Origin of the sequence: Mycolicibacterium cosmeticum (assembly GCF_000613185.1) — a bacterium.
In the GTDB taxonomy this organism is placed as follows: Bacteria; Actinomycetota; Actinomycetes; order Mycobacteriales; family Mycobacteriaceae; genus Mycobacterium; species Mycobacterium cosmeticum.
This window is the reverse complement of record NZ_CCBB010000001.1, coordinates 912,596-937,991: the sequence shown is the minus strand read 5'-3', so window position 1 is coordinate 937,991 and position 25,396 is coordinate 912,596. Positions and strand designations below refer to the sequence as shown.

24 protein-coding genes are annotated in these 25,396 nt (G+C 66.8%); 15 read left to right on the top strand and 9 right to left on the bottom strand.

The genetic code is table 11. The annotated features are described in order from the left end of the window. Positions 1 to 48: 48 nt before the first annotated feature. A complete protein-coding gene (locus BN977_RS04475; protein WP_036396499.1) occupies positions 49 to 510 on the top strand; it encodes a hypothetical protein in 462 nt (153 codons plus the stop codon). Positions 511 to 516: 6 nt separating this feature from the next. Here the strand turns inward: BN977_RS04475 and BN977_RS04470 are convergent, their stop codons facing one another. From BN977_RS04470 to BN977_RS04455, 4 genes are read right to left on the bottom strand one after another with little or no spacing between them, the layout of a single operon-like run. Further along, positions 517 to 1,419, bottom strand: a complete 903-nt coding sequence (locus tag BN977_RS04470; protein WP_024455280.1) for an alpha/beta fold hydrolase — start codon at positions 1,417 to 1,419, stop codon at positions 517 to 519. Next, positions 1,416 to 1,805: a Rieske (2Fe-2S) protein gene (locus tag BN977_RS04465; RefSeq protein WP_036396498.1), complete on the bottom strand. Its 390-nt coding sequence runs from the start codon at positions 1,803 to 1,805 to the stop codon at positions 1,416 to 1,418. The genes BN977_RS04470 and BN977_RS04465 overlap by 4 nt, the downstream gene beginning before the upstream one ends. Then, complete coding sequence (locus BN977_RS04460; protein ID WP_036396497.1) at positions 1,805 to 2,947, bottom strand: amidohydrolase family protein; 1,143 nt, start codon at positions 2,945 to 2,947, stop codon at positions 1,805 to 1,807. Before BN977_RS04460 ends, BN977_RS04465 begins: the two co-directional genes overlap by 1 nt. Positions 2,948 to 2,967: 20 nt before the next feature. Next, entirely contained in the window at positions 2,968 to 4,077 is a 1,110-nt protein-coding gene (locus BN977_RS04455; RefSeq protein ID WP_051561051.1) for an amidohydrolase family protein, read from the bottom strand. Positions 4,078 to 4,327: 250 nt separating this feature from the next. On the opposite strand from BN977_RS04455, the gene BN977_RS04450 reads away from it, so the two are divergent. Then, entirely contained in the window at positions 4,328 to 5,353 is a 1,026-nt protein-coding gene (locus BN977_RS04450; protein ID WP_036396496.1) for an acyl-CoA dehydrogenase family protein, read from the top strand. Next, complete coding sequence (locus tag BN977_RS04445; RefSeq protein WP_024455285.1) at positions 5,353 to 6,528, top strand: acyl-CoA dehydrogenase family protein; 1,176 nt, start codon at positions 5,353 to 5,355, stop codon at positions 6,526 to 6,528. Before BN977_RS04450 ends, BN977_RS04445 begins: the two co-directional genes overlap by 1 nt. A 54-nt stretch (positions 6,529 to 6,582) precedes the next feature. Here BN977_RS04445 and BN977_RS04440 read toward each other — a convergent pair whose 3' ends face one another. The 5 genes from BN977_RS04440 to BN977_RS04420 form a co-directional block, all read right to left on the bottom strand. After that, a complete protein-coding gene (locus BN977_RS04440; RefSeq protein WP_024455329.1) occupies positions 6,583 to 6,921 on the bottom strand; it encodes a hemophore-related protein in 339 nt (112 codons plus the stop codon). 227 nt (positions 6,922 to 7,148) lie between these two features. Then, positions 7,149 to 8,510, bottom strand: coding sequence for a cytochrome P450 (locus BN977_RS04435; RefSeq protein WP_024455328.1), 1,362 nt, complete (start codon positions 8,508 to 8,510; stop codon positions 7,149 to 7,151). Positions 8,511 to 8,550: 40 nt separating this feature from the next. Beyond that, entirely contained in the window at positions 8,551 to 8,742 is a 192-nt protein-coding gene (locus BN977_RS04430; RefSeq protein WP_024455327.1) for a ferredoxin, read from the bottom strand. Between the two features lie 43 nt (positions 8,743 to 8,785). Continuing rightward, positions 8,786 to 9,658, bottom strand: a complete 873-nt coding sequence (locus BN977_RS04425; protein ID WP_024455326.1) for a mycofactocin-coupled SDR family oxidoreductase — start codon at positions 9,656 to 9,658, stop codon at positions 8,786 to 8,788. A gap of 14 nt (positions 9,659 to 9,672) precedes the next feature. Beyond that, a complete protein-coding gene (locus BN977_RS04420; protein WP_036396495.1) occupies positions 9,673 to 10,374 on the bottom strand; it encodes an SDR family NAD(P)-dependent oxidoreductase in 702 nt (233 codons plus the stop codon). 239 nt (positions 10,375 to 10,613) lie between these two features. Here BN977_RS04420 and BN977_RS04415 point away from each other — a divergent pair, with 239 nt between their 5' ends. The 12 genes from BN977_RS04415 (at position 10,614) to BN977_RS04360 (ending at position 25,381) form a co-directional block, all read left to right on the top strand. Continuing rightward, positions 10,614 to 12,104 carry an aldehyde dehydrogenase family protein gene (locus tag BN977_RS04415; protein ID WP_036396494.1) on the top strand — a complete coding sequence of 497 codons (1,491 nt, stop codon included), beginning with the start codon at positions 10,614 to 10,616 and terminating at the stop codon, positions 12,102 to 12,104. Between the two features lie 64 nt (positions 12,105 to 12,168). Beyond that, positions 12,169 to 13,377: a CaiB/BaiF CoA transferase family protein gene (locus BN977_RS04410; protein WP_036396493.1), complete on the top strand. Its 1,209-nt coding sequence runs from the start codon at positions 12,169 to 12,171 to the stop codon at positions 13,375 to 13,377. Positions 13,378 to 13,407: 30 nt separating this feature from the next. Then, positions 13,408 to 14,583, top strand: coding sequence for an OB-fold domain-containing protein (locus tag BN977_RS04405; protein WP_036396492.1), 1,176 nt, complete (start codon positions 13,408 to 13,410; stop codon positions 14,581 to 14,583). Positions 14,584 to 14,668: 85 nt separating this feature from the next. Beyond that, complete coding sequence (locus BN977_RS04400; protein ID WP_024455321.1) at positions 14,669 to 15,826, top strand: thiolase C-terminal domain-containing protein; 1,158 nt, start codon at positions 14,669 to 14,671, stop codon at positions 15,824 to 15,826. Beyond that, positions 15,827 to 16,624 (top strand): MlaE family ABC transporter permease, encoded by a 798-nt coding sequence (locus BN977_RS04395; protein ID WP_036396491.1) that lies wholly within the window; start codon positions 15,827 to 15,829, stop codon positions 16,622 to 16,624. Beyond that, on the top strand, positions 16,624 to 17,481 hold the full coding sequence (locus tag BN977_RS04390; protein ID WP_024455319.1) for an MlaE family ABC transporter permease: 858 nt from the start codon (positions 16,624 to 16,626) through the stop codon (positions 17,479 to 17,481). Before BN977_RS04395 ends, BN977_RS04390 begins: the two co-directional genes overlap by 1 nt. A 12-nt stretch (positions 17,482 to 17,493) precedes the next feature. Continuing rightward, positions 17,494 to 18,771, top strand: a complete 1,278-nt coding sequence (locus tag BN977_RS04385; RefSeq protein ID WP_036396490.1) for an MCE family protein — start codon at positions 17,494 to 17,496, stop codon at positions 18,769 to 18,771. Beyond that, a complete protein-coding gene (locus BN977_RS04380) occupies positions 18,768 to 19,793 on the top strand; it encodes an MCE family protein (protein ID WP_036396489.1) in 1,026 nt (341 codons plus the stop codon). Before BN977_RS04385 ends, BN977_RS04380 begins: the two co-directional genes overlap by 4 nt. Next, the gene (locus tag BN977_RS04375; RefSeq protein WP_036398422.1) at positions 19,793 to 20,875 is read left to right on the top strand and encodes an MCE family protein; all 1,083 of its coding nucleotides are present in this window, start codon (positions 19,793 to 19,795) and stop codon (positions 20,873 to 20,875) included. The genes BN977_RS04380 and BN977_RS04375 overlap by 1 nt, the downstream gene beginning before the upstream one ends. Beyond that, positions 20,875 to 22,320 (top strand): MCE family protein, encoded by a 1,446-nt coding sequence (locus tag BN977_RS04370; RefSeq protein ID WP_024455315.1) that lies wholly within the window; start codon positions 20,875 to 20,877, stop codon positions 22,318 to 22,320. Before BN977_RS04375 ends, BN977_RS04370 begins: the two co-directional genes overlap by 1 nt. After that, a complete protein-coding gene (locus BN977_RS04365) occupies positions 22,317 to 23,657 on the top strand; it encodes an MCE family protein (RefSeq protein WP_024455314.1) in 1,341 nt (446 codons plus the stop codon). The genes BN977_RS04370 and BN977_RS04365 overlap by 4 nt, the downstream gene beginning before the upstream one ends. After that, positions 23,657 to 25,381 (top strand): MCE family protein, encoded by a 1,725-nt coding sequence (locus BN977_RS04360; RefSeq protein ID WP_036396488.1) that lies wholly within the window; start codon positions 23,657 to 23,659, stop codon positions 25,379 to 25,381. The genes BN977_RS04365 and BN977_RS04360 overlap by 1 nt, the downstream gene beginning before the upstream one ends. Positions 25,382 to 25,396 lie beyond the last annotated feature (15 nt).

Below are 25,396 nucleotides of genomic sequence, written 5' to 3'. Positions count from 1 at the left end.
CGGTGGCTGATCCCTTCCCGCGCCGCATATCCGGATAGGCTGGCGATCGTGAGAACCGCTGTGGTGCGTGTCGACGTGGATCCGTTCGGGCAGCTGACGCCGGCCCGGCTGGTCGAGGGCCTGGCTACCCTGCGTGCCCTGGGCGTCGACGTGGTGGCCACCGACCTCGCGGCGCTTCCCGCGGGCCGGCGGCAGATCGAGGTGCTGCTGACCGGTGTGCACGCCGAAGTGCTCACCGACGAAGCCGTCACCTTGTGCAGCAAGGCATTCGGCACCCGGCCGGTGGCCGGCGTGCTGACCTTCGTGAGCCGCGGCACCGATGACGACGCGCATGGAGTGCTCGCCGGTTTCGGCCTGACCGGCCGGGTACACCGGCTCCCCGGCGGGCAGGGCTGGGACATCGTGGAGGTGACGTTGCGCCGTGCCGACATGGAACGCATCCCGGAGAGCCGGATCCACACCGCGTTGGAGGCGTCGTTGAACAGCGAGGTGCGCATCCTGCTGGAGTAGTCCATCTCAGGTGGCCAGGAAGTCGAGGATGGCCGGTGCGGCCTGCACCCAGGTGTCGAACAGGCAGAACTTCTTTCCGCCGCTGCGGGCGAACTTCTCACCGGCACGTTCCCATGCATCCTCCGGCCAGGGCGGGTCGATCAGGGTGGACCCCCTGATCAGGCAGCTCACTTCGAGCGACGTGCGTTTCGGGTGGTCCCAGTCGTTCTCCCCGCCGCGGATGATCAACGTGGGGACGGTGATGTTGTCGAACATCTCGTCCGGCACGCCGGGGATGGTCTGGCCCGGCTTCGACACGAATGCGTTGAGCCAGCGCAACATCACCTTGAGGAATTCGTCGGGGTCCAGGTCGAGGAAGCGCCGCCGGTTGGCCGGGTTCTGCTCGATGCGTTCCCGCCATTCCGGTACGTGCAGCAATCCGTCGATGCCCAGGCCACGGACCGCCAGGATGCTCGGGGTCACGTAGTGCCCGCCGAGCACGAACGACCCGTACACCCCACCCACGATGTTCCACACCACCAGCTTGGTGACGATCTCCGGATACAGCATGGTGGTGAGCATCGAATCCCGCGCCCCACCGGAGCCACCGGCGATGATGCACGGTCCCACACCGAGTTTGGCGATCAGGGTGTAGAGCGTCTCGGCCCGCATGTGCGATTCGCTCTGCCCGTAGAACTGGACGTCGGACTTGCCGCAGTTCGGCCGGTCCCACAGCAGCACCCGGTAGCCGCCCTTGACCAGCGCGGTGGCCAATGGTCGCAGCCCAGGGATGTCCTTGCTGAATCGGCCGCCGGGTGTCAGCGCGATCAGATCACCCGACTTGCCCAGGATCTCGTAGACGACGTTGCCGCCGTTGATCTCGATGATCTTCTCGCCCCGCTTGAGCTGGGGCCCTTCGCTGCTCGTCATGCCTGCACCAGTACGGCGTCGCCGACGACGCGCACCGGATAGGTGCGGATGCTCCACTCCGGTTTGACGGCCGTGGTCCCGGTGGCCAGTTCGAAACCCCATTGGTGCCAAGGGCAGAAGATGAACTCCTTGTCGCGCACCATCACCGCGTCACCGGGCACGTTCTCGTCGACGACGTTGAGGCCGCGTGCCCGCCCCGAGCACAGCGGGCCACCCTCGTGCGGACAGTAGTTGGCGATGGCGTAGAAGGTTCCGTTGACGTTGTACACGCCGACCCCGTGGCGCCCGATCGGCACCAGTTTGTGCGTCCCCGGTGGGATTTCGTCGACGGTGGCCACGGCATGCTCGCGGCCCTGGGCGAGGCGTGGCGGATTCGGTTCCGTCACTAGAACACCCGAACCTGTCCCTCGAGGGCGGGCACGGTGTCGGGGAGCTTGTAGGTGCCGATGCCGTTGCGGAACATGATGTTCTCGCGGGCGTGTTCGGGGAGGTGTTTGACCAGCCACCGCGGGTCGTCGAAGGTCCAGTGCGGGTAGTCGCTGGAGTAGAGCAGGATCTTGTCGCATTCCATCCACTCGAATGCGCGGGTCAGTTCGGTTTTGTCGTCCGGGTAATCCAGCGGCTGGGTGGTGAACTTGATGTGGTCTTTGACGTATTCGCTGGGTTTGCGTTTGATGTCCATCCAGCCCTTGCGCGCTTCGTAGATGGCGTCCATGCGCCACATCAGCGGCAGGATCCAGGTGAAGGCGTGTTCGACGAAGACGATGCGCAGGGTGGGGAAGCGGTCGAAGACGCCGTCGAAGATGAGGCTCATCACCTGGTTGGCCGCCAGTAGCGAGTAGGTGACCATGAAATCGTGGTTGTAGCTGGGGAACCCGACCGGAGGAATCGGCAGCGTCTCGTAATAACCGCGGGACAGGTGACAGGACACCGTGATGTCCTCGTCCGTGGCGGCCGTCCAGATCGGGTCGTACATCGGATCGCCCCACGAGGGTCGTGGTTCGGCCTTGATGAGCACCTGCGCCATGTACGGGTGCTGGGCCCACTTGTGGATCTCGGCGGCGGCCAGTTCCGGCTCCTCGATGGCGACGCACACCGACCCGCGCCAGCGCTCGTGCCAGTTGTTCTTGGCGTCCAGCCAGTTCTCGGCCAGCCAGGAGTTCACCCCCTGGCAGAACGCGTGGGTGGCTTCGCTGAGCCGGCTCTCGGCATGGGTGGGCTCCAGGATGGCGATATCCGAGCCGGCCTCCATGATCAGCTGTTTGAACGCGAACTCCGGGTCGCTGCAGGCGAACTCGCCATCGGGTGGAAAGGCGTCCACCCGCATGGCGTAGGAGTGCGCGTAATCGGGTGCGTCGTAGTAGATCTGCTCGCCCACCGGGTGCGAGCCGAAATACTTGCTGCGCCAGGGCTCGGGCAGGTAGGGGGCCAGCTCACCGCGGCGCGGCATCGGGTGCACGTCGGAGTCGACGCAGCGCACGGTGATGCGCTCGGCCGGGGCGACCCGGGGGGTGGCGGTGACGGTCATCGGCGGACTCCTCGCTGCCTCTACTGTGCGCCCGCGACGGGCGAGAGAACCGGACTGTGGATGCCGTACAACTCGGCGGCGTTGCGCCAGCACAGCTTGTCGCGCTGTTCGGCGCTGTAGGACGCCGGCACGGTCAGCTCGGCGGCGTTGAAGTGCGGGTAGCTCGACCCGAACATCGTCATGTCCTCCTTGCCGCTGAAGCCGAACCACTCGCCGGCGAAGTCGACATCACCCGGCCCGTCGTAGGCTCCCTGGACGAAGTAGACGTGGCCGGGCAGGTAGTCGCTGGGCATTTTGGGCGCCCATGGTGTCTGCTCAAGGTGCGGCCGCCCGAAACAGTCCATCCGCCAGATGAACGGCGTGAGCATGTCGGCGGCGCCGTCCGCCCACACCATCTTGAGGTTCGGCATCCGTTCGAACACGCCCTCGGCGATCATGTTCATCAGGTGGTACAGGTAGTTCAGCGACATGAACGAGAGGTACTGCTCGTGCGTGCGGGTCTTGCCGGAAGGTGTTGGGGAGAACTGGATTCCGGCGCCGACCTCGATGTGCACGGCCACCGGCAGGCCGGCCGCCTCGGCGGCCTCCCAGAGCGGCCAGAACTGCGGCTTGCCGTAGAGCTCGCGGGACTGCAGCGGCACACCGATCTGCACGACGCGCGGATGGTCCCGGTACTTCTCGATCTCGCGCAGGGCGCCGGCGATGTCGTCGGGGTTGACCCGGATGGTGCCCCGGAACCGCTCACCGAACTCGTCGTGCTCCAGCCAGCGGGTGACCATCATGTCGTTGTGGGCGGCTGCGATCGCCGATCCCAGGTGGCGGTCGGGCATGATGCCGCGCGTCATCGGGTGCAACACCGCCACGTCGACGCCCCGGTCGGCGAACAGGTGCTCGGCCACCAGTCCGACGTCGGAGCCGGGGTATTCGCGGTTGGGTCCCGTCGCCTGTTTCAGGTACTCGCCACCGGGCGCGCCGTACCAATCCATCTCGTAGTCGGGGAAGCCGCGGCTGCTGAAGGGCTCACGCAGGAAGTTCTGCCGCAGGTCGCGGTTGGAGCCGAAGAAGATGTGCACGCTGGCGTCGACGACGGGGACGTCCACCACCGTCGAACCGTCACTGAACTGCTTCACCAGGGGCCATCCTTCGCATCACGATGCCGGGCGGGCCGGCCGTAGTTGCTCCCAGTGTAGATCCTTGTTCTTCCAAAGCAAGAATAATGTTCTCCAGCGGATCGCTTACATCCGTGCTGGTGAGAGACCATGCTGGTCAGTCGCGCAGCGCCAGCTCGGTAAAACCCCATACTGATTGTCGGAGAATGGCGACACCAATGACGAGAATGATATTCTCGCCAAATCAGGACGACCAGGCGGGAGGTGCCGCGTGCTGCTCGAGTTCGACGCTGACCAGCGGCTATGGCAGGAGACGGTACGCGACGCGGTGGGCAAGCAGTGCCCGCCGTCGCTGGTGCGGGGGATCGCCGAGCGTGGGGAGGACCCCGCGCCGCTCTGGCAGTCCTACCTGGAAGCCGGCTGGACGGAGCTGGCCGACCAGGAGAACGCCGTCGAGCTCGCGATCGTGCTCGAGGAACTGGGCCGGGCCACCGATCCGACGCCGTTCCTGGCGACGCTGTCGCAGTACGCGCCGCTGGCCGGCGACCGGTTCGATCCGGCCCTGGCCGGGGCGGCGATCTACGACGGGGTGACCGCCCACCGCGACGCACGGGGCTGGCTGCTCGACGGCACCGCACGTTTCGTGCTGGACGGGGACCGAGCCGAGAGGCTCGCCGTCGTCACCGCCGGCGGGGTGTTCGTCATCGCGCCGGACGCGCTGACGATCCGGCGCGCCGAGGTCTTCGACCCGGTACTGCACGTCGCCGAGGTGATTTTCGACCACGTCCGGGTCGACGAGCCGGACCGGCTCGACCTGGACCCGGCCGCGGCGCTCGACCGGGTCGAACGGGCGCGGCACGTCGCATTGATGGGCATGGCGATCACCATGGTCGGTGCGTGCCAGCGGATCCTCGATCTTGCCCTGGAACATGCCAAGAGCCGGCACCAGTTCGGTGTTCCCATCGGGTCGTTCCAGGCGATCCAGCACAAGGCCACCGACATGTACGTCGCGATCGAACGGGCCAGGGCCCTGGCCTACTTCGCGGCGCTCACCATCGCCGCCGAGGACCCGCGTCGGCGCATCGCCGCGGCGATGGCCAAGGCCAGCGCGGGGGAGTGCCAGTCCCTGGTGTTCCGGCACGGCCTGCAGACCTTCGGGGCCATGGGTTTCACCTGGGAGAACGACCTGCAGTTCGCGCTGAAGCGGGCCAAGGCCGGTGAGCTGATGCTGGGTGGCGCCGCCGAGCACCGGGCCGTCATCGCCGCCGAATACCGCTCGAATTTCCAGGAGTTCTGATGCAGCTCACCTTCGATGCCGACGTCGAGGAGTTCCGTGCCGAGTTCTCGGCCTTCCTCGACGAGCACCTGCCCTCGGCCGCCGTCACGCTGGAACGGCCGCGTTCGGTGTCGCACATGCCGCAATGGGCCCGCGACTGGCAGCGGCTGCTGTTCGACAACGGCTGGCTGCTGCCCGCGCAACCGCCGGAGTTCGGCGGGCGCAACGCCTCGGTGCTGCAGACCTATGTGCACCTGGAGGAGCTGTGCAAGCGGCGGATCTATCACAGCTTCAACCCGCAGGGCGTCAACATCATCGCGGCCTCGCTGCTGACGTTCGGCACCGAGGAACAGAAGCACCGCTGGGCGGTGCCCATCCTGCGTGCCGAACAAACCGCGTCGCTGGGCATGAGCGAGCCCAGCGCCGGATCGGATCTGGCCTCGCTGCGCACCCGGGCGGTCCGGGACGGGGACCACTTCGTGGTCAACGGGCAGAAGGTGTGGACCTCCGGCGCCCACGATGCCGATCTGCTGCTGACGTTCGTCCGGACGGATCCCGACGCGCCCAAGCACAAGGGCATCAGCGTGCTGGTCATCCCGACGTCGACACCGGGTGTGGTGTGCCGGCCGTTCGCCTCGATCTGCGATATCGAGGACAAGGATTTCAACGAGGTGTTCTTCACCGACGCCCGGGTGCCGGTGGAGAACCTGATCGGTCCCCTCAACCAGGGCTGGCGGGTGGCCAACGGCTCGCTCGGCCACGAACGCACCATGATGTGGCTGGGCTTCGCGGACCGGATCGCCAACTCGATCGGGGATTTCCGGCCGTCCACACCCTTGGAACGCGATCAGCTGGCCAGCACCATCATGGACTACCAGGCATTGCGCTTGCTCGGCTCCGTCGGACTGGCCAAGGCGGCGCGCGGCGAGGTGGACGTGGCGTCGGTGTCGGTGCCCAAGTTGCTCGGGGCGGAGGCCGAACTGCGCGCCTCGGAAAACGCGCTGGCGGCGGCGGGCCCGGACGGATTGCTCCACCCGTCGTTCAGCGGCCCCTACGCGCACATGAACCTGGACCACTACTTCGCCAGCTGGTTCGAGCGTTACGCGCGCAGCTTCTCGGGGACCATCGCCGGGGGCACCTCGGAGATCCAGCGCAACATCATCGCGCAACAGGTGCTCGGCCTGCCCCGCGGCTGAAACGGATTCGGCGCGTCTCGGCAATGCCGAGACGCGCCGAATCCGGTGCTGAGATCAGTAGTTGTTGCAGGTGGTGATGATCTGCGCGATCCCGTCGAAGTACCGCGAGGCCCCCGGCGCGTTGGCGATCTGGGTGGCGGTGCGCTGCCGCTCCGCCGGACCGGACGCCAGGAAGTTGCGCAGCATCGCCTGACCGACCGGCTGTGCGTTGAACTCGGCGGCGAGATCGGGCCGCTCGGCGTTCATCGCGCCGATGACCTGGTCGTACGTACAGGTCGTGTTGACCACCGGGCTCAAGTCAGGAGTCGCCGACGCGATACCTGCGGTCAGTGGCAGCGACGCCGCCAGCCCGACCAGGGTGAACACCAATTTCTTTCCCGACACTTTCACCATTACCTAGATACCTTTCCCCGCCCGACCTGTTTCCGGCGACACTTACTTTTCGGTGGCCGCGCCGGTTGCGTTACATGTTCCTTTTGACAGGCTAACAGCACGCGCCGACATGCCAAGGGGTCGCGCGACGAAGGGGTCGTGACGTGCGGTTTTGCCGGACATTTCCATTCCGGGACGCAGAATATTACCGAACTCACAGAATTGCGCGCGCCGAATTGCCCCGGTCGTCAGTCGATGACCGCGATTTCCTTGCGTTCGGTGATGGGCCGGGCCAGTTCCTGCTCGTTGCAGATGCGCTGCAGCTTGTCCAGCGTCTCGTCGAGGCCGGGCCCCAGCGGCTTGCCCGGGGTGAAGGTCGCCGGCAGGTTGCGCATGCCCTGGATGACACCGATGGTGTCGTAGTGCACGGTGCCCTCCGGGTCGCACACATAGTCCGGCATCCGGTCCAGCACCGCGGTCAGCATGGACTTGAAGACCGTCCTGGCCACGTTCGAACCGACGCAACGGTGCACACCGATGCCGAAGCTGAAGTGCCGGTTACCTTTTCGGTCCAGGATGAGCTCATTGGGCTCGTCGAACACCGAAGGGTCGCGGTTGGCCATTGCCCAGGACAGCCACAGCCGCTCATATTGCTTGAACCGTTGCCCCTCGACCTCGACATCCGCGGAGAAGGTGCGGCCGTCGCCGGGCGCCGGGGTGAAGAAGCGCAGGAATTCCTCGGTGGCCGGATCCAGCAGTGTGGCGCGCTCCCGGCTCAGCCGCTCGCGCTCGTCGGGATGCTGTCCCAGCCACTCCAGCGCATGGGCCGTGAGCGCGGTGGTGGTGTCGAAACCGCCGCCGATGACCAGCCCGAGATTGCCGAGGATCTCGATGTCCGGCGCCGGTTCGCCGTCGATGCGCAACTGCAGCATCGCGTTGACCAGACCCGGGCGCGGGTTCTCCCTGATCTCCATCATGTTGTTGATGATGTCGATGCCCATCTCGCGGTGCTGGGCGTTGATCTTCTCGCGGTCGGGGGAATGCTCGGGGGTGTACACCGAGGCGTGCGTGGGCTCGCTGTAGACATTCCACTTCTTGAGTTCGATGCCCATCATGGCGAGGGTGAACACCGCGGGCACCACGTTGGCCAGATGCTCGACGAAGTCGATACGGCCCGACTCGATGTGCTCATCCAGTGCAGCGCGGGTGATTTCGTCGACGAACGGTACCCACCGCTTGATCGCGGCGGGGGACAGATACGGGTTCAGGGCACCGCGATAGATGCTGTGCTCTGGCTCGTCCATCTCCAGGATGCCGCCGCGAACCACGGTCGCACGACTGGCTTTCGGGATGGTGATGCCCTGATACGGTGTCTCACCGCTGATGTCGTGGTGGTTCGAGACGACGGGGCAACGCGCCAGCTCGAAGACGTGCTTGCTGTCCGCGGCCACCCAGTGCCCGTTGTAGGTGTCGGTCCACGCCATCGGGCACCGGGACTGCATCTCCTCGGTGATCTTCTCGAACTGCAGCCGGTATTCCGGGGTGTGCCGGTCGAAGTGGTAGGTGTTCTTCTTGCGGTCGTCGTCGGTCACGCGGTCGTCGATACTCAACGCTTTGTCTCCCTTTGGCTTCGGTGATCAGACGGCGCTGTCATTCGATGACGATGGCCTGTTCCGGGCAGGAGTGCGCGGCCTCGCGCACCGCGTCCTGCCGGTCGGCGGGCACGATCTCGGAGACCGGTGACGCGTGGCCGTCGACATCGTCGAGCTGGAACGACTCCGGCGCGATCATCGAGCACAAGGTGTGTCCCTGGCACCGGGACGCGTCCACTGAGACCTTCACTACGTCAGCTCCTTCGGAAGTGCCGGAAATCCGTTGTCCCGCATCACACGTGGTAGTCGTACCACTTGAGGTAGCCACCGGCGTCGACGCGCAGCTGCATACCGGTGACGAACCGGGCCTCGTCGGAGGCCAGCCACAGCACCGCGTTGCTGATGTCCACCGGCTCCACCCACGGGACCTTCATCGCCTGCTGCACATAGAACACCGGCTCGGCATCCTTGCGCTCCGGGTGCTCCAGGTCCGGACGGAACGACCTGTACATCGGCTCGCTCTGCAGCATGTTGGTGTTGCAGTTGGTGGGGTGGACGACGTTGGCGCGAATGCCGCGGGGGGACAGCTCGGTGGCCAGGTAGTGGACGTACTCCGCGATCATCCGCTTGGACACCATGTAACCCATGCCGCCCGGATCGGCACCCGGATTCGGCTTGTTGCTCGCGTCCATCAACGCTGCCGCCGATGCGGTGGCGATGATCGATGCGCCTTCGGTCAAGTGCGGCAAGGCAACCTGGATCGCGTTGATGGTGCCGACCAGGTTGGTGTTGATGCCGTCCGTCCAGGCCTGCATCGGGGGCTGGCCCTTCATCGCGGCGACACCGGCCTGGGCCACCACGATGTCGAGCCTGCCGAACTCGGCCAGCCCGGCGTCGAGCGCCTCCTTGAGTTGACCGGCCTCCCGGACGTCGGCCTGCGCGGTGACGATGCGGCGCCCGGTCTTCTCGACGAAGCGCGCGGTCTCCTCCAGGTCCTCCGGGGTGGACAAGGCGTAGCCGACGGTGTCCAGGTTCCGGCACAGATCCACCGCGATGATGTCGGCGCCCTCTTCGGCGAGCCGGATGGCATGGCTGCGCCCCTGGCCGCGTGCCGCGCCGGTGATGAATGCGACCTTCCCGGCAACCCGGCCCTCAACGTTTCCCATGGTGTCCCTTGCTCCTAGTTGGTCCGGCCGCCGTTGACGGACAGGATCTGCCCGGTGATGTAGCTGGCTTCCTCGGAGACGAAGAAGGCGCAGGCGGCGGCGATGTCCTCGGGCTTGCCCATCCGCCGCACCGGGGTCTTGGCGATCTGTTCCTCGGTGTCGCCGAGGAAGCCGCGATCCTCGGCCTTGCGCAGCATCGGCGTGTCGATGAAACCGGGCGGGACGGCGTTGACGGTGATCCCGGCCGGGCCGTACTCCTGGGAGAGCGTCATGGTGAGCCCGTTGACCGCCGACTTGGCCGCCACGTACGGGGCCATATAGGGCTGGCCGGAGCGCGTGCTCGACGACGAGATGTTGACGATGCGTCCCCAGCCGGCCTCGATCATGTCCGGCAGCACGGCCTGGATGCAGTGGAACACCCCGTTGAGATTGACGTCAATGACGCGCTGCCAGTGTTCGAACGAGGTGTCGGTGAACTTCTTGAAGCTGTCCAGCCCGGCCGCGTTGACCAGGATGGTGATGGGCCCCAGTCGGGCGCGAACGGCGTCCATCGCGGTATCGACCGCGGCGCGGTCGGTCACGTCGGCGACGAATGAACAGGGCGTATCGGACGGGTTGAGATCCAGGACGGCCACGTTGTAACCGTCGGCGCGGAGTCGATCCGCAATGGCCAGTCCGATGCCGGACCCGCCACCGGTGACGACAGCGTTCTTCACCTACAGGGCCTCCTCGCGTGCCTTCGGCTCAAGAATCATCCTTCCGAATATGAGAACCGTACTCTCGCCAGAGTTGATCCCGCAAGGTACGTGACGCCGATCCGCGGAACAGAACTTTGGCTCGAAGGGCCTGATGGGGCCGCTCACCGCGGATGTCTGCGCGTCCTTGCGTTCTCATGGCGCGAATGTAAGATTCGCCGATGATGAGAATGAAATTTCCATCACAGTGAGGAGCAACGATGAGTGAGACCTCGACGATCACCGCTGAGCGGGGATCGGCGAACGCCGACCGGAGGATGCTGATCGACGGGCAACTGGTCGACGCCGCGCACACCTTCGCGACCCTCAACCCCGCCACCGGTGAGGTGCTGGGGTACGCCCCCGACGCGTCGATCGCGGATGCCGAGGCCGCGGTGGCGGCCGCCCGCAGGGCTTTCGACACCTCGGGGTGGGCCACCGATGTCGCGCTGCGGATCCGCTGCCTTGAGCAGTTCCACCAGGCTCTCCTCGATCACCGCGACGAGCTGGCCGCACTGACCACCGCCGAGGTGGGAGCCACCGCGGCGCTGAACCAGGGCGCGCAGCTGGACCAGCCGATCGCGATCGTCAAGTACTACACCGACCTGCTGCGCGACTATCCGCTCACCGAGGACCTGGGCAATGTCGAGAGTCGCGGCGCGCTGCACCACCGGTGGGTGGAGAAGGAAGCGGCCGGCGTCGTCGCCGCCATCATCGCGTACAACTATCCGAATCAACTGGCCCTGGCCAAGCTCGCCCCCGCACTGGCCGCGGGTTGCACGGTGGTGCTCAAGGCGGCACCCGATACACCGCTGATCACCCTGGCGCTGGCCGAGCTGATCGCCGAGCACACCGATATCCCAGCCGGCGTCGTCAACGTCATCAGCGGTGCCGACCCGCAGGTCGGCGCGGTGCTGACCACCAGCCCGGACGTCGACATGGTCACCTTCACCGGCTCGACGCCGACCGGCCGGGCCATCATGTCGGCCGCCAGCGCGACCTTGAAGAAGGTGTTCCTGGAACTCGGCGGCAAGTCGGCGGCCATCGTGCTCGATGACGCGGATTTCGGCATGGCCGCGGTGTTCGCCGCGTTCAGCATGGTCACTCATGCCGGCCAGGGCTGCGCGCTGACCTCGCGGCTGCTGGTGCCCCGCCGCCACCACGACGAGATCGTCGAGTTGGTCAAGACCAACTTCGGACACGTCCGCTTCGGCGACCCCACCGACCCCACCACCTATATGGGGCCGTTGATCAGTGAGAAGCAGCGCGACAAGGTCGACGCCATGGTGCGGCGCGCCGTGGCTGCCGGTGCCACCCTCGTCACCGGTGGGGAGAAGAAGGGGCCGGGGTTCTTCTACACCCCGACCCTGCTGACCGACGTCGATCCCGACAGTGAGATCGCCCAGGAAGAGGTCTTCGGTCCCGTCCTGGTGGTCATCGCCTATGACGACGACGACCACGCGGTGGCGATCGCCAACAATTCCATCTACGGACTGTCCGGCGCCGTGTTCGGCAGTCAGGACCGGGCGCTGGCGGTGGCCCGCCGGATCCGCACCGGCACCTTCTCCATCAACGGCGGCAACTACTTCAGTCCGGACAGCCCCTTCGGGGGGTTCAAGCAGTCCGGTATCGGCCGCGAGATGGGTGCGGCCGGGCTGGAGGAGTTCCTGGAGGCCAAGACCTTCGCGGTGCCGGTAGGGCCGGTCGAATGAGCGAGGCTTGCCGAGCGAATCATGGTTGGTCATTCGGGAACCGAGCTTGCGAGGCGGTGATCGAATGACCAAGCCGCTGGACGGGATCCGGGTGCTCGAGGTGGCCATGTACGGGTTCGTCCCGTCGGCCGGCGCGGTGCTCGCGGAATGGGGCGCCGATGTCATCAAGGTGGAGCACGCCGTCACCGGTGACCCGCAGCGCGGGCTGCGCCAGACCGGGCCGCTGCGCGTCGAGGGCGACCCCAACCCCAACATCGAACACGCCAATCGCGGCAAACGCAGTGTGGGCCTGGATATGTCGGTCCCCGAGGGCAGAGAGATCCTGCTTGAACTGGCGCGGCGTGCCGATGTGTTCCTCACCAGCTTCCTGCCAGGACACCGCAGGAAGTTCGGTATCGACGTCGACGACATCCGTGCGGTGAACCCGACCGTCGTCTATGCGCGCGGCAGTGCGCTCGGACCTCGCGGCGAGGAGTCTGAGCGGGGCGGCTACGACATGACCGCCTTCTGGTGCCGCGCGGGCACCGCGGCCACCATCACCCCGCCCGGTATCGAAGGCATGATCGGCCCGCCCGGGCCGGCCTACGGCGACACCATCTCCGGCACCAACCTGGCGGGCGGCATCGCCGCGGCGTTGCTCAAACGTGAACGTACCGGCGAGCCATCGGTGGTCGACGTATCGCTGCTCGGCAGCGGGCTGTGGGCGATGGGCCACACCGTCGCGCTCACCTCGCACCTCAATCAGCGGCTGGTCGCACCGGCGCCGGGGGTGCACGGGTCACCGATCAATCCGCTCGTCGGGGTCTATGCCACGGCCGACGATCGCTATATCTCGTTCGTCATGATGCAACCCACCAAATTCTGGGCCGATGTCTGCCGACACCTGGACCTGCCGGAGTTGGCGGATGACCCGAGGTTCGCCACGGCCGAGTCGATCGCCGAGCACACCGCGGAGGCCGTCGAGATCCTGCGCAAGGTGATGGCCGGCAGGACGCTGCCGGAGTGGAGCAAGCGGTTCGCCACCCTGGCCGGGCCGTGGGCGCCGGTGCAGGACACCCTGCAGGCCGCCGCCGACGCCCAGATCCGGGCGAACGAATACATCGTCACCGCGGGCGATCTGGAGTTGGTGGCCAATCCGGTGCAGTTCGACGTCGGCGCACCGCACACCGCGGGAGCCCCGGGATTCGCCGAGCAGACCGAGGAGATCCTGTTGGAGCTCGGGCTGGATTGGGATCGCATCATCGAACTGAAAACCGCCGGCGCGGTCACCTGATCGTTCACCAGAGAGGTTCCGACACAGCCCATGCCCTACGTCGCTTCCATCGGCAGCTACCTGCCGTGCTGGGGCAGCCCCCAGCACCGGGTGCCCGGCGACGACGAGGATGCCATCACCCTCGCCGTCGAAGCCGGCCGTGCCGCACTGGAATCCGGCGGTGCGGTCGAGCGTGTGGTGGTGGTGAGCCGCGACTTCCCGCTGCTGGAAAGCAGTAACGCCGCGGTACTGCTGGCCGGCCTGGGGCTGGACCCCGAGTTGGAGGTCGACGAGCGGCTCGGGGGCGCCCCGGCGACGGCCGACGCGGTGAGCTCGGCCCGGCCCAGGACGCTGATCATCGGCGTCGACCTGGACCCCGCCGGGGCGGCCGCACTGGTGACCGCCGAGCAGGGCCTGCAGGTGCGCACCGCCGCCCGGGTGGCCCGCAGCCTGCCGGTGCGCACCCGCACGGAAGCCGGCGGAGTGCAGGATTACGGCGACCCGCGGCTGCTGCACGAGCGCGGTCTGATCGCCTCCCTGGAAGCGGCCTGGCTGGACACGCCGGCCGCGGTCGCCGGCGTCGATCACGATCGGGCACGGGAACTGTGCCTGCCCGACCCGCCCCGGCTGCCGACCACGGGCGCCAGTGCGAGCATCTTCGCCCTGGCGCGGATGGTCGAGAGCGGCAGGACCGGCCCCATGGTGGCCGTCGAGCAGGCCATTCTGTCCGGTATCACGGTCAGCGGTGGCACGGCGGTCACCCGCTGTCACGAACCCACCGCCCGGCCGGTGCCCGTCGGTTCGGTTGTCCCCGGCGCAGACATCCCGATCTCGCTGGCCGCCTACGAGCGCGCCTTCGAGGCCAAGGTCCGTTGGGAAGCAGGGACATTCGCGGGTGGCGACGAACTGGACTTCCCGCCCCGCTTCCGTGTGGGCCGGGACGGATCACTGGCGATGGACTACGAACTGGTGCCGTTGCCGCGCACCGGCACCGTGTACACCGAGGTGACCGTGCATGTGCCGGTTCCCGGCCTGCGAACCCCGTACTCACTGGTCATCGTCGAACTGGACGGGGTCGGGGTGCGGGCGCTGGTCAAGGTCACCGGTGTCGAACCCGGCACCGTCGATATCGGCGACCGGGGCCGGATGGCGCTGCGCCGGGTGGCGGTGCGCTCCGGGGTGCCCGATTACGGGTACGCCTTCGTGCCGGACGAGGCAGCCGCATGAGCGCCCACCGGGGCCCGATCCGCAAAAACGGCGAACCATACCGTAATCAGCTCGGTACGATCCACCGCAACCCGGGAGGGAGGTCATGAGAAACGTCGCCATCGTGGGCGCCGGGATGACCCCTTTCGGGGAGCATTTCGCGCTCGGTCTCAAGGACCTGCTGCCGCTGGCCTTCGCCGACTGCGTGCGCAGCATCGACAAGGGTCTGGACAAATACGACCTGCAGGCCGCCTGGTACGGCTCGATGGGAACCGCCGACGGGTTCCCGGCCGGCATCCTGGCCGACACCCTCGGCCTACCCGATCTGCCGGTGACCCGCATCGAAAACTCTTGTGCCACCGGAAATGACGCGGTTCGCAACGCGATGTACGCGGTCGCCGCGGGCGCATACGACGTGGCGCTGGTGATGGGGGCGGACAAGCTGCGGGACACCACCAGCAAGGACATGCTGTGGGAATGGGAGGCGATGGCCAGGGACAAGGCCTGGGACTACCCACTGGGCCTGGTCGCCCCGGCCGGCTTTGCCCTGCACGTCCGCCGGTATCTGCACGAATCGCCGGCCACCCGTGAACACCTCGCCATGATCGCGGTGAAGAACCACCGGCACGGCTTGCCGAATCCGAAGGCGCGGTTACGTTTCGAGATCACCCTCGAACAAGCGCTGACGGCGCCGACGGTGGTGACACCATTCCATGTGTACGACTGCGCGCCGCAGAGCGACGGCGCGGCCGCACTGGTGATCGCCGCCGAAGAGGTCGTCGACCGGTTCACCGACCGTCCGGTGTGGATCCGGGGCGTGGGCCTGGGGTTGGACTCGGTGATGCACCAGCACAAGGGGGACATGACGACCCTGCCGGCCACCGTCCGGGCCGCCAAGCAGGCATTCGCGATGGCCGGCATGACACCGGCCGACATCGATGTCGCCGAGGTACACGATTTCTTCACCGGGATCGAGTTGATCAGCTACGAAGACCTCGGTTTCGCCGACCGGTTCGAGGCCCACAAACTCGTCGAGACGGAAGCCACCACCGTCGGCGGGGCACTGCCGGTGAATCCCAGTGGGGGATTAAAAGCCAAAGGGCACCCGCCGGGTGCCACCGGTGTGGCACAGTGCGTCGAACTGTTCGCGCAATTGCGGGGGGAGGCCGTCAATCAAGTGGACGGGGCCCGGGTTGCGTTGGCACACAATGTCGGTGGCCCCACGGCAGTGGCCGCGGTGACCCTCCTGGAAGGACCGGCGTAGATGGCAGACAAGTGGTCCCCGGGGGTTGCGCGGATCCAGGGCATGAGCGGCCCGATGCAAGCCATCGGCGGGTTGTTCCTGATGGGCGCCGACGCGTTCCGTTACGCGTTCCAGCGACCGTTCTTCGTTCGGGAGTTTCTCGAGCAGTGCTGGTTCATCTCCCGGGTATCGATGGCTCCCACGCTGCTGGTGGCGATCCCGTTCACCGTCCTGGTGAGCTTCACCCTCAACATCCTGCTGCGCGAACTCGGGGCGGCCGACCTGTCCGGGGCCGGCGCCGCGTTCGGGGCGGTGACGCAGATCGGCCCGATGGTCACGGTGCTGATCGTCGCGGGCGCGGGCGCGACCGCAATGTGCGCCGATCTGGGTTCACGCACCATCCGTGAGGAGATCGACGCCATGGAGGTGCTGGGCATCAACCCGGTGCAACGCCTGGTGACTCCGCGCATCCTCGCCTCGGGACTGGTGGCCCTGCTGCTCAACAGTCTGGTGGTGATCATCGGAATTATCGGCGGCTACACGTTTTCGGTGTTCATCCAGGATGTGAACCCCGGCGCCTTCGCCGCGGGCATCACCCTGCTGACCGGTGTACCCGAGGTCATCATCTCCTGCGTGAAAGCCGCATTGTTCGGGCTGATCGCCGGCCTGGTGGCGTGCTACCGCGGCCTGACGATCAGCGGGGGCGGCGCGAAGGCCGTCGGCAATGCGGTCAACGAGACGGTGGTGTACGCGTTCATGGCCCTCTTCGTGATCAACGTCGTGGTGACCGCCATCGGTATCCGGATGACGGCGCACTGATGGGAACCATGACGGTACTGCGGTCCACCTATCCACGGTTGGTGGCGCAGGGACGCAAACCGGTGGCGCTGATGTCGCGGATCGGGGACCACACCCTGTTCTACGGCAGGGCGATCGCCGGGACACCACATGCGGCGATGCACTACCGGCGGGAGGTCATCCGGCTGATCGCCGAGATCTCCATGGGCGCGGGAACATTGGCCATGATCGGCGGCACCGTGGTCATCGTCGGGTTCCTGACGCTGGCCACCGGCGGGACGCTGGCCATCCAGGGATACAGCTCCCTCGGCAATATCGGTATCGAGGCGCTCACCGGCTTCCTGGCCGCCTTCATCAACGTGCGCATCGCCGCCCCGGTTGTCGCCGGCATCGGCCTGGCCGCCACGTTCGGCGCGGGCGTCACCGCCCAGCTCGGTGCCATGCGGATCAACGAGGAGATCGACGCGCTGGAGTCCATGGCCATTCGGCCGGTCGAGTACCTGGTGTCCACCCGCATCGTGGCGGGGATGATCGCCATCACGCCGCTGTACGCCATCGCGGTGATCCTGTCGTTCCTGGCCTCCCAATTCACCACGACGGTGCTGCTCGGCCAGTCCAGCGGGCTGTACGACCACTACTTCTACACCTTCCTCAACCCGATCGATCTGCTCTGGTCGTTCCTGCAGGCGATCCTGATGGCGATCACCATCCTGCTGATACATACCTATTTCGGCTACTTCGCCACCGGCGGACCGTCCGGCGTCGGTATCGCCGTCGGCAACGCCGTCCGCACCTCGCTGATCGTGATCGTTTCGGTGACATTGCTTGTCTCCCTGGCCATCTACGGTTCCAACGGCAATTTCAACTTGAGCGGCTAGGAGAGACTCAAGGTGACACAGAACATCGGCCCCGGCCCGGCTCACCGGTCCGAGACCTCCAGCGGCGCACCGCCGGTCGCGGCGCGGCCGGGGCGCAGTTTCGGTGCGGCGGGGTACGCCCGTCCGCTCGCCGGAGCGGCCTCGGTGCTGGTGGTCGCGCTGATCATCGCGCTGGCCGTGGGGTTGTTCCGGGCCGACTTCACCAAGACCGAATCCGTCACCCTGATCTCCGATCGGGCGGGGTTGGTGATGAACCCCGACGCCAAGGTGAAGATGCGTGGTGTCGAGGTGGGCCGGGTCGGGTCCATCGAAACGCTCCCGGACGGCCGGGCGGCGCTGCACCTGAAGATGGATCCGTCGCAGCTGCGCCACATTCCCTCCAACGTCATCGCCGACATCGCGTCGACGACGGTGTTCGGCGCCAAGTACGTCCAGTTGGTCCCGCCCGAAAACCCTTCGCCCAGGGCGATGTATGCCGGGCAGGTGCTGCAGGGCCAGCACGTCACCGTCGAGATCAACACGGTGTTCCAGCAGCTGACCCGGGTCCTGGACAAGATCGATCCGGCGAAACTCAACGAGACGCTGGGCGCCATGTCGGCCGCATTCGCCGGGCGCGGTGCGAAGATGGGCCAGACGCTCAGCGATTTCGACGCCCTGCTGGCCAAACTCGAACCCAGCCTGCCGAACATGGCCCGTGATATCGCGGCGACGGCGCAAGTGGCCGGCGCGTACGCCGATGCCGCGCCGGACCTCGTTCGCACCCTTGACAATTCGACGCGGTTGAGCCAGTCCATCGTCGACGAACAGAAGAACCTGGACGGATTCCTGGTCAGCATGATCGGCCTCGGCGATATCGGCAACGACGTCATCGGCGGCAACCGGCAGGCGCTGACCGATGTGCTGCACCTGCTGGTGCCCACCACTGACCTGCTCAACGAGTACGCTCCCGGGCTCAACTGCGCGCTGGAGGGCATGGTGTTTTTGAAAAACCAACCGCCGTCGCCGGATCCGGGCGTGCAGGTCAGTGTCGCGTTCACCCTCGGGATCGAGCGGTACCGCTACCCGCAGAACCTGCCGAAGGTCGCCGCCAAGGGCGGTCCGCACTGTATGGGTCTGCCCTATATCGGCTTCGGGAACCGGGCCAAGTACCTGGTCACCGACACCGACGCAAACCCTTGGCAGTACGGCAATCAGGGCATCCTGCTGAACTCCGACGGTCTCAAGCAGCTGTTGTTCGGCCCCTTGGACGGTCCGCCGCGCAACACCACACAGGTGGGGCAGCCCGGATGACCCGTTCGAGAACCACGCTGCTCAAGTTCGGCGTCTTCGCCGTGGTGATGGTGCTGCTCACCGCGTTCCTGTTCATGGCGTTCGGTCAGTACCGCAGCGGCTCGACCTACGGCTACTCGGCCGTGTTCGCCGACGCGTCCCGGCTCAAGGCCGGTGACTCGGTACGCGTCGCCGGCGTGCGGGTGGGCACCGTCGGCGACGTTTCGCTGCAACCCGACAAGACCGTCCTGGTCACGTTCGACGCCGACCGCAACATTGCCCTGACCACCGGCACCAAGGTCGCGGTGCGGTACCTCAACCTGGTGGGGGACCGCTATCTCGAGCTGATCGACGGTCCCGGCTCCACCCGGCTGCTGCCGTCCGGCTCCCAGATCCCCAGAGACCGCACCGCCGGGGCGCTGGACCTCGATCTGCTCCTCGGCGGCCTGCGGCCGGTCATCCAGGGACTCAACCCGCGCGATGTCAACGCACTGACCACCTCGCTGATCCAGATCCTGCAGGGCCAGGGTGACGCCCTCGACTCGCTGATGAGCAAGACGTCCTCGTTCTCGAACACGTTGGCCGACAACAATGAGGTCATCCAGCAGCTCATCACCAATCTCAACACCGTGGTCGGCACCCTGGCAAAAGACGGTGACAAGTTCTCGGGCACCATCGACAAGCTCGAACAGCTGATCAACGGGCTGTCGGCGGACCGCGACCCGATCGGGGACGCCATCACCTCGCTGGACAACGGCACCGCGTCGCTGGCCAGTCTGCTCACCGACGCACGGCCGCCGCTGAAGGGAACGGTCGACCAGCTCAACCGGATGGCCCCGTTGCTCGACGACGGCAGGGCGACCCTGGACAGCGGCCTGCAGAAGGCGCCGGACAACTACCGCAAGCTGGCCCGGCTGGGCTCGTACGGCAGCTGGATCATGTACTACCTCTGTGGCATCTCACTCCGCGTGACCGACTTGCAGGGCCGCACAGCGGTTTTCCCGATGCTCAAACAAGAAGGCGGGAGGTGCGGAGAGCCCTGATGTTGAAGTATCGCGGAGTCAATCTCGTCAAGACGGGACTCATGGGCACGGTCTTGATCCTGCTCGTCATCGCCGTCGGCCTGCAGCCCGAAAAACTGGTCCAATGGGCGACGTCCGTGCGCCACAAGGCGCTGTTCACCGAGGCCGGCGGCATCGCGGTCGGCAACGATGTCACGTTGTCGGGCATCAAGATCGGCTCGGTCACCGACGTGTCGCTGAGCAACGGCGATGCGCTGGTGACCTTCACGACCGCGGGCAAGTATCCGCTGGGTTCCCAGACCACCGCGCACATTCGCACGGGTTCGCTGTTGGGCGAGCGGGTACTGACGCTGGAGTCGGCAGGCAGCGGCACACTGGAGCAGAGCGAGATCATCCCGACGTCGCGAACCTCGTCGCCGTATTCCCTCACCGACGCGGTGAGCGACCTGACCACCAACACCGCCGGCACCGACACGACGTCGCTCAATCAGTCGCTGGACACCCTGTCGGCGACCATCGACCAGCTGGCACCCCGGCTGGGCCCCACCTTCGATGGGCTGAGCCGGTTGTCGAAGTCGATCAACGGCCGCAACGAGGATCTGGCGGCGCTGCTCAAGAGCGCCGGCAGTGTCACCGTGGTGCTGGGCCAGCGCAGCGCACAACTGAATTCGTTGATCCTCAACGCCAACGACCTGCTCGGCACCCTCAACGATCGACGTGAAGCGATCGTCGACCTGCTGGCCAACACCGCGGCGGTATCGCGCCAGCTGACCGGGCTGGTGGCCGACAACGAGAAACAATTGGCACCCACCCTGGAGCGGCTCAATCGGGTCACCGAGGTCCTGGAGAAGAACCGCGACAACATCAGCAAGGCGTTGCCCAACATCAAGAAGTTCATGCTGTCGCAGGCCGAGACGCTGGCCAACGGACCGTACTACAACGCCTACGTGCCGAACCTGCAGCCGGCGCAGCTGCTGCAGCCGTTCCTGGACTACGCGTTCGGCTTCCGGCGTGGTGTCAACGCCGGCCAGCCGCCCGACAACGCCGGGCCGCGTGCCGAGTTGCCGCTCCCGTACAACGGCATCCCGGGAGGTTCGCGCTGATGAACCGTAGAACGGTAATCCGGGTGGCGGCGGGGGCCCTGGTGGTCGCGTTGGCGCTCGGGGCGGCGGTCGTGCTCCGGCAGTTCGTCTTCCGGCCGACCACGATCGCCGCGTTGTTCACCACGGCGACCGGTGTGTACCCCGGTGACGAGGTGCGGGTGTCCGGGGTCAAGGTCGGCACCATCGCCGCGATCCAGCCCGAGGGCACCCAGACCCGGCTCACCCTGGAAGTCGACCGGGGCGTCAAGGTTCCCGCCGATGCCAAGGCGGTGATCGTCGCGCCGAATCTGGTCGCCTCGCGCTACGTCCAGCTGACGCCGGCGTACCGGTCCAGCGGTCCCACGCTGCCCGATGACGCGGTGATCCCGTTGGAACGCACCGCCGTTCCCGTCGAGTGGGACGAGGTCAAGACACAGTTGATGCGGCTGGCGACCGATCTGGGCCCGCAGAGCGGTGTCTCCGGTACCTCGGTGTCGCGGTTCATCGACAGCGCGGCCAACGCGTTGGAGGGCAACGGGCCCAAGCTGCGCGACACCATCAACGAGTTGTCCGGGGTGGCCCGGATCCTGGCCGAGGGCAGCGGCAACATCGTCGACATCATCAAGAACCTGCAGTTGTTCGTCACCGCGTTGAAGAACAGCGACCAGCAGGTCGTGCAGTTCCAGAACCGGCTGGCGACGTTGACCAGCGTGGTGAACGGCAGCAGTTCTGACCTCGACGCCGCGGTCAAGGAACTGTCCGTTGCGATCACCGAGGTGCAGCGGTTCGTCGCGGGCACCCGCAACCAGACCGCCGAGCAGGTGCAGCGGTTGGCCAACGTGACGCAGAACCTGGTCGACAACAAGATGGAGTTGCAGAACTTCCTGCACATCGCGCCGAACGCGTTCCTCAACGGGTACAACATCTACAACCCGTCCACGGGTAGTCCCGTCGGACAGTTCGTGCTGAACAACTTCTCCAATCCGGTGCAGTTCGTGTGCGGTGCGATCGGCGCGGTCGAGAACACCACCGCGCCGGAGACCGCCAAGCTGTGTTCCCAATATCTCGGACCGGCGCTGCGATTGCTCAACTTCAACCACCTGCCGTTCCCGATCGCGCCCTTCCTGATGCCGTCGGCCAGTCCGGAGGACATCGTCTATTCGGAGCCGGGCCTGATGCCCGGTGGTGCCGGCGGATCCCCGGAACCGCCGGACACGGCGCCCGCCCTGTCGGCCTACAACGGGGGCCCACCTCCACCGCCGCCGTTCACGGGCCGGCCGCCGGGCACCCCGCCGCCGGGAGCGCAGCAGATGCTGCCCGGGGCTCCGCCGGTCGTCCCGCCGAATGTGCCGTCGTCACTGCGCGACATGCTCAACCCCGCCGGTGAGCTTCCCGGGCCCGCCCCCGACGCACCGCTGCCCGCCGAAGCACCGCTTCCTGCTCCCGAAGGGACGCCGCCGGCATGAAAGGCAGACATCCCCGCTCGGCCCTCGTGGTCGCTGCGTGCCTGGCCTTGACCACCTCGGGGTGTGCGTTCCAGGGTGTGAACTCGCTCCCGCTGCCAGGAGCGGTGGGGCGCGGCGACGACGCGCATGTGTACCACGTCGAGATCGCCAATGTCGCCACTCTGGAACCGAATTCGCCGGTCATGATGAGCGATGTCGTGGTCGGCAGTGTGCGCTCCTTGACGGTGAAGGACTGGCACGCCGACGTCGAGGTGTCGGTACAGCCCGATGTGGTGGTGCCGGCGAATGCGGTGGCCAGTGTGGGGCAGACCAGCCTGCTCGGATCGATGCACCTGGCGCTCGATCCGCCCGTCGGGCAGGCGCCCGACGGGGCGCTGGAGCCGGGATCGACGATCCCGCTGAATGATTCGTCGACGTACCCGTCGACCGAGCAGACGCTGTCCTCGTTGGCCGCCGTGGTCAACGGCGGCGGACTCGGGCAGATCGGTGACGTCATCCACAACTTCAGTTCCGCGGTGAACGGACGCGAGGCCGACATCCGGGATCTGATCACGCGGTTGGACACCTTCGTCGGGGTGCTCGACGAGCAGCGCGACAACATCGTCGCCTCGATCCAGTCACTCAACCGGCTCTCCAACACCTTTGCCGGCCAACGTGAAGTCATCACCCGCGCCCTGGACCGGGTCCCGCCGGCAATGGACGTGCTGATCGCCGAACGTCCACGGCTGACCGCAGCGCTGCAGAAACTGGGCACCTTCAGCGACACCGCCAACAAGCTGGTGAACGATTCGCAGGCGGATCTGGTGGCCAATCTCAAGAACCTGGAGCCGGCGATCAAGGCGCTGGCCGACGTCGGACCGGAGTTGCCGGGCGTGCTGGAGTACGCGGTGCACGTCCCGTTCACCCAGAGCTTCATGGATCGGGCGATCCGCGGCGACTACTACAACCTGTTCGCCACCATCGACCTCACGGTTCCGCGCCTGAAACGCAGCCTGTTCCTGGGCACCCGCTGGGGCCAGGAGGGCGCCGAACTCATTCCGGTTCCCGGTGATCCGCCGTACCTCAACTACACCTACGACCCGCTCAAGACGGGCGTGAACCCGCCGCCGCCGGAGGTGATCCCGCCGGAGCCCGAGGGCCAGGCGCCGGCTGCGCCGCCCCCGCCGATCCCGGCGGAGGTCGGCCCGGTGCTGCCGGTGACACCCCCGCCGCTGAACATGCCCGGCGGTCCGCGACAGGTCGCCGCGCCACTGCCCGGCGATGGGGCGCCGATTTTCGCCGGACCGTATGGGGCACAGGGCACAGCGCCGGCACCGTCGACCACCGGGGGGCACTGATGCTGACTCGTTTCGTCCGTATGCAGCTGATCCTGTTCACCATCGCCTCGTTGGTGGGGGTGGCGGTCATGGTCTTCGCCTATATGCAGGTGCCCACGCTGCTGGGCGTCGGACGTATCACCGTCAAACTGGAGCTGCCGGCGACCGGCGGGCTCTACCGGTTCAGCAACGTCACCTATCGCGGTTCGCAGATCGGCAAGGTCACCGCGGTGACACTGACCGACCACGGCGCGGAGGCGACGCTGGCGCTGGACAGGTCGCCGAAGGTGCCTGCCGACCTGCAGGCCGAGGTGCGCAGCATGTCGGCCGTCGGCGAACAGTACGTGGAACTGTTGCCGCGCAACGACTCCGGGCCCTACCTGCAGGACGGGTCGGTGATAGCCCAGGAGCACACGACCATCCCGCAGATGGTCGGCCCGATGCTGGACCAGGTGAGTGCGCTGGTGGACACCATCCCCAAAGACAAGTTGAGCCAACTGCTCGACGAGTCGTACCAGGCATTCAACGGAACCGGTTTCGCGTTCGGTTCGCTGCTGGATTCGGCCTCGACGATCACCCGTGATTCGATGGCCGTGTCGGACCAGACCCGCGGGCTGATCGATGATGCGGTGCCGTTCCTGGAAGCGCAGGCCCAGACCACGGATTCGACCCGCTCCTGGGCGGCCGGCCTGGCCGGGATCACGGGCACGCTGGCCGACAACGACGCCCACATCCGGTCGATCCTGCAGAACGGCCCCGGCTTCGCCGCGGAGACCTCCCGCCTGCTGGACCAACTCAAGCCCACCCTGCCGATCCTGCTGGCGAACTTGACCACCATCGGTCAGATCGGGGTCACCTACCACCCGTCGCTGGAGCAGTTGCTGGTGTTGTTGCCGCCCTACGTCTCGCAAATCCAGACCTACGCCCCGACCAACAATCCGACGGGCCTGCCTGCCGGTGATTTCTCACTGGGGCTGGGTGATCCGCCGTCGTGCACCGTCGGGTTCCTGCCGCCGTCGGCGTGGCGATCGCCGGCCGACACCACGGTCATCGACACACCGGACAACATCTACTGCAAGCTGCCGCAAGACTCGCCGATCGCGGTTCGCGGCGCGCGGAACTATCCGTGTATGGCGCATCCCGGCAAGCGGGCCCCCACGGTCGAACTCTGCGACGACCCGAACGGCTACCAGCCGCTGGCCCAACGTCAGCATGCGCTGGGTCCGTATCCACTGGATCCCAACCTGATCTCGCAAGGGGTGCCGCCGGACTCCCGGGTGTTGCCCGATGCCAACATCTTCGGGCCGCTGCAGGGCACACCGCTGCCGCCCGGTGTGGACGCGCCGCCGCCGGCGGCGGCACCGGAACCCCAACCACCTGCCAGTTTCCCCGGTATGCCGCCGGGCCCGTTGCTGCCGGGGCAGCCGCTGTACACGACCCCGCCCGTGGTCGGCCAGTTGCCGCCCCCGGAGCCCGATCCGGCTGCGGTGCCGCTGCCGCCCGCCGATCTGCCGCAGTCGACCGAGATCCCACATCTACCCGATACCGGGTTGACCGGACCGTCCGATGGTGCCGCGCCGGCCGCGCCGAGTGCCTTCCACGACGGGCCGGCGCCCGGTCCGTCGGTGGCGATCGCGAAGTACGATCCGCGCACCGGGCAGTACATGGGTCCGGACGGGCACCTCTACCAGCAGACCGATCTGGCCAAGACTGCCACGTCCTGGCAGGAGCTGATGCCGACATGACCCGGGTCAACCGCC

Bases quoted from the DNA above. Each gene is read 5' to 3' on its own strand.
- BN977_RS04470 (WP_024455280.1), bottom strand. From the start codon at position 1,419: ATGACGAGCAGCGAAGGGCCCCAGCTCAAGCGGGGCGAGAAGATCATC.
- BN977_RS04460 (WP_036396497.1), bottom strand. From the start codon at position 2,947: ATGACCGTCACCGCCACCCCCCGGGTCGCCCCGGCCGAGCGCATCACC.
- BN977_RS04445 (WP_024455285.1), top strand. From the start codon at position 5,353: ATGCAGCTCACCTTCGATGCCGACGTCGAGGAGTTCCGTGCCGAGTTC.
- BN977_RS04440 (WP_024455329.1), bottom strand. From the start codon at position 6,921: ATGGTGAAAGTGTCGGGAAAGAAATTGGTGTTCACCCTGGTCGGGCTG.
- BN977_RS04425 (WP_024455326.1), bottom strand. From the start codon at position 9,658: ATGGGAAACGTTGAGGGCCGGGTTGCCGGGAAGGTCGCATTCATCACC.
- BN977_RS04415 (WP_036396494.1), top strand. From the start codon at position 10,614: ATGAGTGAGACCTCGACGATCACCGCTGAGCGGGGATCGGCGAACGCC.
- BN977_RS04410 (WP_036396493.1), top strand. From the start codon at position 12,169: ATGACCAAGCCGCTGGACGGGATCCGGGTGCTCGAGGTGGCCATGTAC.
- BN977_RS04405 (WP_036396492.1), top strand. From the start codon at position 13,408: ATGCCCTACGTCGCTTCCATCGGCAGCTACCTGCCGTGCTGGGGCAGC.
- BN977_RS04400 (WP_024455321.1), top strand. From the start codon at position 14,669: ATGAGAAACGTCGCCATCGTGGGCGCCGGGATGACCCCTTTCGGGGAG.
- BN977_RS04395 (WP_036396491.1), top strand. From the start codon at position 15,827: ATGGCAGACAAGTGGTCCCCGGGGGTTGCGCGGATCCAGGGCATGAGC.
- BN977_RS04390 (WP_024455319.1), top strand. From the start codon at position 16,624: ATGGGAACCATGACGGTACTGCGGTCCACCTATCCACGGTTGGTGGCG.
- BN977_RS04380 (WP_036396489.1), top strand. From the start codon at position 18,768: ATGACCCGTTCGAGAACCACGCTGCTCAAGTTCGGCGTCTTCGCCGTG.
- BN977_RS04375 (WP_036398422.1), top strand. From the start codon at position 19,793: ATGTTGAAGTATCGCGGAGTCAATCTCGTCAAGACGGGACTCATGGGC.
- BN977_RS04370 (WP_024455315.1), top strand. From the start codon at position 20,875: ATGAACCGTAGAACGGTAATCCGGGTGGCGGCGGGGGCCCTGGTGGTC.
- BN977_RS04365 (WP_024455314.1), top strand. From the start codon at position 22,317: ATGAAAGGCAGACATCCCCGCTCGGCCCTCGTGGTCGCTGCGTGCCTG.
- BN977_RS04360 (WP_036396488.1), top strand. From the start codon at position 23,657: ATGCTGACTCGTTTCGTCCGTATGCAGCTGATCCTGTTCACCATCGCC.